Below are 6,872 nucleotides of genomic sequence, written 5' to 3'. Positions count from 1 at the left end.
GCCCGCCCGGCCGCTCCGGCGCACACTCCCGAGTCGCTCGTGGCGGGGCTCAACCCGCAGCAGGCCGCCGCGGTGACCCACACGGGGGCGCCGCTGCTGATCGTGGCGGGCGCCGGCTCGGGCAAGACCCGGGTGCTGACCCACCGCATCGCGTGGCTGCTCGCCACCGGCCGGGCGCGGCCGCACGAGATCCTCGCCATCACCTTCACGAACAAGGCCGCCGCGGAGATGCGCGAGCGCGTGGCCGGGCTGATCGGTCCCACCGCCCAGCGGATGTGGATCTCCACGTTCCATTCCTCCGCCGTGCGGCTGCTGCGCAACGAGGCCGCCAACATCGGGCTGAAGTCCACGTTCACCATCTACGACTCGGCGGACAGCCTGCGCCTGGTCACCACCGTCGCCAAGCAGCACGAGCTGGACCCGAAGCGCTTCGCGCCCAAGGCCCTGCTGAACCGCATCAGCTCCCTGAAGAACGAGCTCGTGGAGGCGGACGACTACGCCGCCACCGTGGCCGAGGGGGACCCGTGGGGCCGCGCCGTCGCCGCCGTCTACTGGGACTACACGGCCCGCCTGCGCCAGGCCAACGCCCTGGACTTCGACGACCTGATCGGCATGACGGTCCACATGTTCGAGGCGTTCCCGCGCGTGCTGGACAACTACCGCCGCCGGTTCCGCCACGTCCTCGTGGACGAGTACCAGGACACCAACCACGCCCAGTACCGCCTGATCCGGCTCCTCGCCGGCCCGGCGGGCGACCCCGAGGGCGTGGAGACCCCCGGCGGCGAGCTGACCGTCGTCGGCGACTCGGACCAGTCCATCTACGCGTTCCGCGGCGCGGACATCCGCAACATCGTCGAGTTCGAGCAGGACTTCACGGACGCCGTCACCATCAAGCTCGAGCAGAACTACCGCTCCACGCAGACCATCCTGGACGCCGCCAACGCGGTGATCGAGCGCAACCCGGACCGCCGTCCCAAGCGCCTGTGGACGGCCGAGGGGGAGGGCCCCGCGATCGTCGGCTACGCCGCGGAGAACGAGTCCGCCGAGGCGGAGTGGATCGCCACCACCATCGACCGGCTGCAGGACGAGGACGGGATCCGCCCGGCCGACGTCGCCGTGTTCTACCGGACCAACGCGCAGTCCCGTGCACTCGAGGAGCGGCTGGTGACGCGCGGCATCCCGTACCGGGTCATCGGCGGCACGCGCTTCTACGACCGCAAGGAGATCAAGGACGCGCTCGCCTACCTGCGGGTGATCGTCAACCCCGACGACGACGTCAACGTGCGCCGCATCCTCAACGAGCCCAAGCGGGGCATCGGGGACCGGGCCGAGGGCGCCATCGCCGCCTGGGCCGAGCACAACCGCTCCACGTTCTCCGCGGCCCTGCGCGACGCCGAGAACGCCCCCGGCATGGCCGCGCGCTCGCTCAAGGCCGTCCGCGGCTTCGTGCAGATGATGGACGACCTCGGCCAGGTCGCCGAGTCCGCCGGCCCGGCCACCGTCCTGGAGGCCGTCCTCGAGCAGTCCGGGATGCTGGCCGCCCTCCGCGAGTCCGAGGACCTGCAGGACGAGTCCCGCGCGGACAACCTCGGCGAGCTCGTCGCCGTCGTCCGCTCCTTCGAGACGACGCACCCGGACGGCACCCTGTCCGACTTCCTCGAGCAGGTGGCGCTCGTGGCGGACGCAGACCAGCTGCCCACGGCCCCGGACGTGGAGGGCGAGGCGCTCGCCGAGCAGCAGGGCCAGGTCACGCTCATGACGTTGCACACCGCCAAGGGCCTCGAGTTCCCCGTGGTGTTCCTGACGGGCATGGAGCACGGGGTGTTCCCGCACGCCCGCTCGATGACGGACGAGAAGGAGCTCGCGGAGGAGCGCCGTCTGGCCTACGTGGGCCTGACGCGCGCCCGCCGTCGCCTGTTCCTGACACGCGCCGAGGCACGCTCGCTGTGGGGCCAGCACCAGTTCAACCCGCCCAGCCAGTTCCTCGGGGAGATCCCGGAGGCGCTCATCGACTGGGAGCGGGAGGGCACCTCGCGCTCGGCCGGGTCGTTGAGCCTGACCGGCGCCGGCACCTCGCGCTACGCGGGGCGGTTCGGCGGCGGGCGACCGGCCTGGCGGTCCCGGGACGACGACGGCGCGCGGCCCCAGCGCCTCACCCGCGGGGACGAGCCGGCGGACCTCACGGTGCCCTCCGCCGTGGTGCGCGGGAAGGCGCCGAGCCGGGTGCAGCCGCAGAAGGAGATCGTGGCGCTCAGCCCGGGCGACCGCGTCTCCCACGCGACCTTCGGCGAGGGGCGTGTGGACGCCGTCGCGGGCGCGGGGGACAAGACCGTCGCGACCGTCACCTTCGACGCCACCGGGGCGCAGAAGCGGCTGCTGCTGCGCTACGCCCCGCTGACGAAGGTCGAGGGCTGACGGGACCGGCCCGCCGACTCCCCGGTCTCTCCGGGGTGTGGACTAGAGTGAGCCGTGGAACGCCGCCGTCCGCCGCCCTGCTGTGCCCCCGTGCCCGGCCCGGCCACGGAGGGGGCGTCGACGTCGGCCGCGCCCGCGGGCGAGGCCGGCAGACCCTGTCTTCGACCAAGAAGGACACACCACCGTGGACCTGTATGAGTACCAGGCGCGCGATCTGTTCGAGGCGCACGGCGTCCCCGTGCTGGCCGGCATCGTTGCGCAGACCCCGGACGAGGCCAAGGCGGCCGCGGAGAAGATCGGCGGCGTCACCGTCGTCAAGGCGCAGGTGAAGGTCGGCGGCCGCGGCAAGGCCGGCGGCGTGAAGGTCGCCAAGACGGCCGACGAGGCCTACGAGCACGCCAAGGCCATCCTGGGGATGGACATCAAGGGCCACACCGTGCACCGGGTCATGATCGCCCAGGGCGCCGACATCGCCGAGGAGTACTACTTCTCCGTGCTGCTGGACCGCGCCAACCGCACCTACCTGGCCATGTGCTCGGTCGAGGGCGGCATGGAGATCGAGCAGCTGGCCGAGGAGCGCCCCGAGGCCCTCGCCAAGGTGCCCGTCTCCGCGCTGACCGGCATCGACGCCGAGACCGCCCAGAAGATCGTCGCCGAGGCGGGCTTCCCCGAGGAGCTGCGCGCCGACGTCGCCGAGGTCATCCAGAAGCTCTGGGAGGTCTTCGAGAAGGAGGACGCCACCCTCGTCGAGGTGAACCCGCTGGTGAAGACCGGCGACGGCAAGATCCTCGCCCTGGACGGCAAGGTCTCCCTCGACGACAACGCGCAGTTCCGCCACGAGGACCACGCCGCCCTCGTCGACGAGCGCACCGAGGACCCGCTGGAGGCCAAGGCCAAGGCCAACGGCCTCAACTACGTGAAGCTGGACGGCCAGGTCGGCGTGATCGGCAACGGCGCCGGCCTCGTGATGTCCACCCTCGACGTCGTCGCGTACGCCGGCGAGCAGCACGGCGGCGTGAAGCCGGCCAACTTCCTGGACATCGGCGGCGGCGCCAACGCCGAGGTCATGGCCAACGGCCTCGACGTCATCCTGGGCGACGAGCAGGTCAAGTCTGTGTTCGTGAACGTCTTCGGCGGCATCACCGCGTGCGACGCCGTCGCGAACGGCATCGTCAAGGCCCTCGAGATCCTGGGTGACACCGCCACCAAGCCGCTGGTCGTGCGCCTGGACGGCAATGCCGTGGAGGAGGGCCGCCGCATCCTGCAGGAGGCGAACCACCCGCTCGTCACCCTGGCCGCCACCATGGACGAGGGCGCCGACAAGGCCGCCGAGCTCGCCCACTCCGCGAACTGACCGTTCGGAAAGACTGAGGAAACAGCTATGTCGATCTACCTGAACAAGGACTCCAAGGTCATCGTCCAGGGCATCACCGGCGGCGAGGGCACCAAGCACACCCGCCTCATGCTCAAGGCCGGCACGAACATCGTGGGCGGCGTGAACGCCCGCAAGGCCGGCACCACCGTGTCCCACGAGGACAAGGACGGCAACGCCGTCGAGCTGCCCGTCTTCGGCACCGTCAAGGAGGCCATGGAGAAGACCGGCGCGGACGTGTCCGTGGCCTTCGTGCCGCCGGCCTTCGCCAAGGACGCGGCGATCGAGGCCATCGAGGCCGAGATCCCGCTGCTCGTGGTCATCACGGAGGGCATCCCGGTGCAGGACTCCGCCGAGTTCTTCGCCCTGTCGCAGTCGAAGACCGGCGAGGACGGGAAGCCGAAGACCCGCATCATCGGCCCGAACTGCCCCGGCATCATCACCCCGGGCGAGGCCCTGGCCGGCATCACCCCGGCCACCATCACCGGCTCCGGCCCCATCGGCCTCGTGTCCAAGTCCGGCACGCTGACCTACCAGATGATGTACGAGCTGCGTGACTTCGGCTTCTCCACCGCCATCGGCATCGGCGGCGACCCGATCATCGGCACCACCCACATCGACGCCCTCGAGGCGTTCGAGGCCGACCCGGACACCCAGGCCATCGTGATGATCGGCGAGATCGGCGGCGACGCCGAGGAGCGTGCGGCCGAGTTCATCAAGGCCAACGTCACCAAGCCGGTCGTCGGCTACGTGGCCGGCTTCACCGCCCCGGAGGGCAAGACCATGGGCCACGCCGGCGCCATCGTCTCCGGCTCCGCCGGCACCGCGCAGGCCAAGAAGGAGGCCCTCGAGGCCGCGGGCGTGAAGGTCGGCAAGACGCCGTCCGAGACCGCTCAGCTCATGCGGGAGATCCTGCAGGCCCAGGCCTGATCCCGCGGTGCGGGGCGCCGATGCCGGCGCTCCGCACCGGCAGGCGGATGCACCGCGGCCCCTGTCCCTCGTCGTGAGGGGCAGGGGCCGTGTGCTGTGCGGGGCGGAGCAGGCGGTGGGCGCCCGTCAGCCCACGTTCGCGCCGAAGAGCAGGCCGAGCACGTACGTCACGGCGGCGGCGCCGAAGCCGATCGCGAGCTGGCGCAGGCCCCGGGCCAGCGGTGAGGAGCCGGACAGCAGCCCGACCACACCGCCGGTGAAGAGCAGGGCCGCGCCCACCATCGCCGCAGCCAGGCCCAGGGCCCACGGCCCGGACATGCCGAAGATGTACGGCAGGATCGGGATGAGCGCGCCGGAGGCGAAGAACGCGAAGCTGGACAGGGAGGCGCTCCACGCCGAGCCGATCTCCGCGAAGGAGTTCGAGTGGTCCACGGGTCCCTGGGAGCCGTCGGGACGGGCGGAGAACTGCGGGTTGCAGTCGCACGTGAGATAGCCGAGGCGCTCGAGCGCGCGGTGCTCGGCGTCCTCGGACGTCATGCCGCGGGCCAGGTAGACGAGCTTGAGCTCGTTGTGGTCCAGGTCCAGGTGCTGGGCCGCCTCGAGGGTGATCTGGGTGGGGGAGGAGGCCTCGAGCAGCTCCCGCTGGGACCGCACCGAGACGTACTCGCCGGCCGCCATGGACAGCGCGCCCGCCATCAGGCCGGCCACGCCGGTGAACAGCACCACGGACGGCGCCACGCCCGTCGCACCGATGCCCATCACGAGCGCCAGGTTGGAGACCAGCCCGTCGTTCATGCCGAAGACGGCGGCGCGGAAGTTGCCGGCCAGCTGCTCGCGACCCCGGGCGGCGAGGCCGCGCACGACCTCCTCGTGGATGGCTTCATCCGCCACCATGCCCTCGGGGGCGTCCTGGTCCTCCGCGTAGGGAGTGTCCGACTCGGCGCGCTGAGCCAGGGCCAGCACGAACACGGAGCCGAAGATCCGCGCGAGCCAGCGCAGCAGGATGCGGTGCAGGGAGGGGCGCGGCGGGTTCGCGGCGTGCTCGCCCAGGAGGGCCCGCCAGTGCTGTTCGTGGCGGCGCTCGGCCTCGGCGAGGCCGAGCAGGATGTCCCGCTCCACGCCGTCCTTGCGCGCGGCGATGTCGCGGTAGATCTGGCCCTCGGCGATCTCGTCGGCGAGGTAGCGGCGCCAGCGTCGGACCTGTTCGCGGGTCGGCGCGGGACGTGCCGCAGGCGTGGCGGTGTGGGCGGGGCTCATGGGGCTCCATCGGATGGGCGGGCGGAGACGGGCGGCGCCGTCGCGGACCGCGGCGGCCGGGCGCGCCCGACCGGCCAGTCTACGCCGTCGCTACCATGGCCGCATGGACGCAGCAGAGACCCCCGACGGCCCCGAGGCCGCCGCCCACGACGGCGGCCGGCCGGCCTGGCAGCACCGCCTCCTGGCGGGCGGGGAGGAGCCGGACCCCCGGTTCACGCTCGCCAACGAGCGCACGTTCCTGGCCTGGGTCCGGACGGCGCTGGCGCTGCTGGCCGGCGGGGTCGCGGTGGAGGCGTTCACCGGCGCCCTCTTCGCGCCGCCGGTCCGGGTGGTGCTGAGCACGGTGCTGCTCGTCCTGGCGGCGCTGCTCGCCCTGGGCGCGGGTGCGCGCTGGCTCCGGGTGGAGCGGGCGATGCGCCGCGGCCGTCCGCTGCCGCTGCCGCTGATCGTCCCGGTCCTGGCGGGGGGCGTCGTGCTGGCCGTCGTGGTGCTGCTGGCCGCCGTCGTCCTGCCGCGGGGCTGAGACGATGCGCCTGCATCACGACCCGGGGCTGCAGCCCGAGCGCACCGTGATGAGCTGGGGCCGCACGGTCCTGGCGCTGAGCGTCCTCAGCCTCACGTTCCTGAGGTGGTGGCCGGCCGTCGGCGCGTGGGCGTTCGGGCCTGCGGTGGTGGCGGCCGTCGGCGGGGCGGCGGTGCTGGCCACGCAGCGCCGGCGCTACGTGGCGCAGGCGGACGGGATCGCGCGGGAGCAGGCCCGGCCAGCGCTGGCGTCGGTGGCCTGCATGGTCGCGCTGGTGGTGGGCTTGGCGGCCCTCGGGATCACCGCCACGCTGCTGCACGCGGCCTGATCCGCGGACGACGACGGCGCCCCTCACCTGCGCGGGCAGGTGAGGGG

At 72.6% G+C, this 6,872-nt stretch carries 6 protein-coding genes; 5 read left to right on the top strand and 1 reads right to left on the bottom strand.

What is annotated here, in order from left to right; genetic code table 11:
* From pcrA to sucD, 3 genes are all read left to right on the top strand, one after another.
* Window positions 1-2,415: DNA helicase PcrA (gene pcrA, locus HMPREF3105_RS06490; RefSeq protein ID WP_070709003.1), on the top strand; the 2,415-nt coding region annotated here is incomplete at its 5' end.
* Window positions 2,416-2,599: 184 nt separating this feature from the next.
* The gene (sucC, locus tag HMPREF3105_RS06485; RefSeq protein ID WP_060973824.1) at window positions 2,600-3,769 is read left to right on the top strand and encodes an ADP-forming succinate--CoA ligase subunit beta; all 1,170 of its coding nucleotides are present in this window, start codon (window positions 2,600-2,602) and stop codon (window positions 3,767-3,769) included.
* A gap of 27 nt (window positions 3,770-3,796) precedes the next feature.
* The gene (gene sucD / locus HMPREF3105_RS06480) at window positions 3,797-4,717 is read left to right on the top strand and encodes a succinate--CoA ligase subunit alpha (RefSeq protein ID WP_070709002.1); all 921 of its coding nucleotides are present in this window, start codon (window positions 3,797-3,799) and stop codon (window positions 4,715-4,717) included.
* 126 nt (window positions 4,718-4,843) lie between these two features.
* On the opposite strand, the gene HMPREF3105_RS06475 is transcribed toward sucD, so the two are convergent.
* Window positions 4,844-5,974 carry a VIT1/CCC1 transporter family protein gene (locus tag HMPREF3105_RS06475; RefSeq protein ID WP_020626413.1) on the bottom strand — a complete coding sequence of 377 codons (1,131 nt, stop codon included), beginning with the start codon at window positions 5,972-5,974 and terminating at the stop codon, window positions 4,844-4,846.
* Between the two features lie 103 nt (window positions 5,975-6,077).
* On the opposite strand from HMPREF3105_RS06475, the gene HMPREF3105_RS06470 reads away from it, so the two are divergent.
* Together HMPREF3105_RS06470 and HMPREF3105_RS06465 are read left to right on the top strand one after the other, a co-directional pair.
* A complete protein-coding gene (locus tag HMPREF3105_RS06470) occupies window positions 6,078-6,497 on the top strand; it encodes a YidH family protein (RefSeq protein WP_020626412.1) in 420 nt (139 codons plus the stop codon).
* A gap of 4 nt (window positions 6,498-6,501) precedes the next feature.
* Window positions 6,502-6,825, top strand: coding sequence for a DUF202 domain-containing protein (locus HMPREF3105_RS06465; RefSeq protein WP_020626411.1), 324 nt, complete (start codon window positions 6,502-6,504; stop codon window positions 6,823-6,825).
* Window positions 6,826-6,872 lie beyond the last annotated feature (47 nt).

Origin of the sequence: Micrococcus sp. HMSC31B01, from assembly GCF_001816085.1 — a bacterium.
In the GTDB taxonomy this organism is placed as follows: domain Bacteria; phylum Actinomycetota; class Actinomycetes; order Actinomycetales; family Micrococcaceae; genus Micrococcus; species Micrococcus luteus.
The sequence above is the reverse complement of the archived record's forward strand: the minus strand, read 5'-3'. Positions and strand labels throughout refer to the sequence as shown.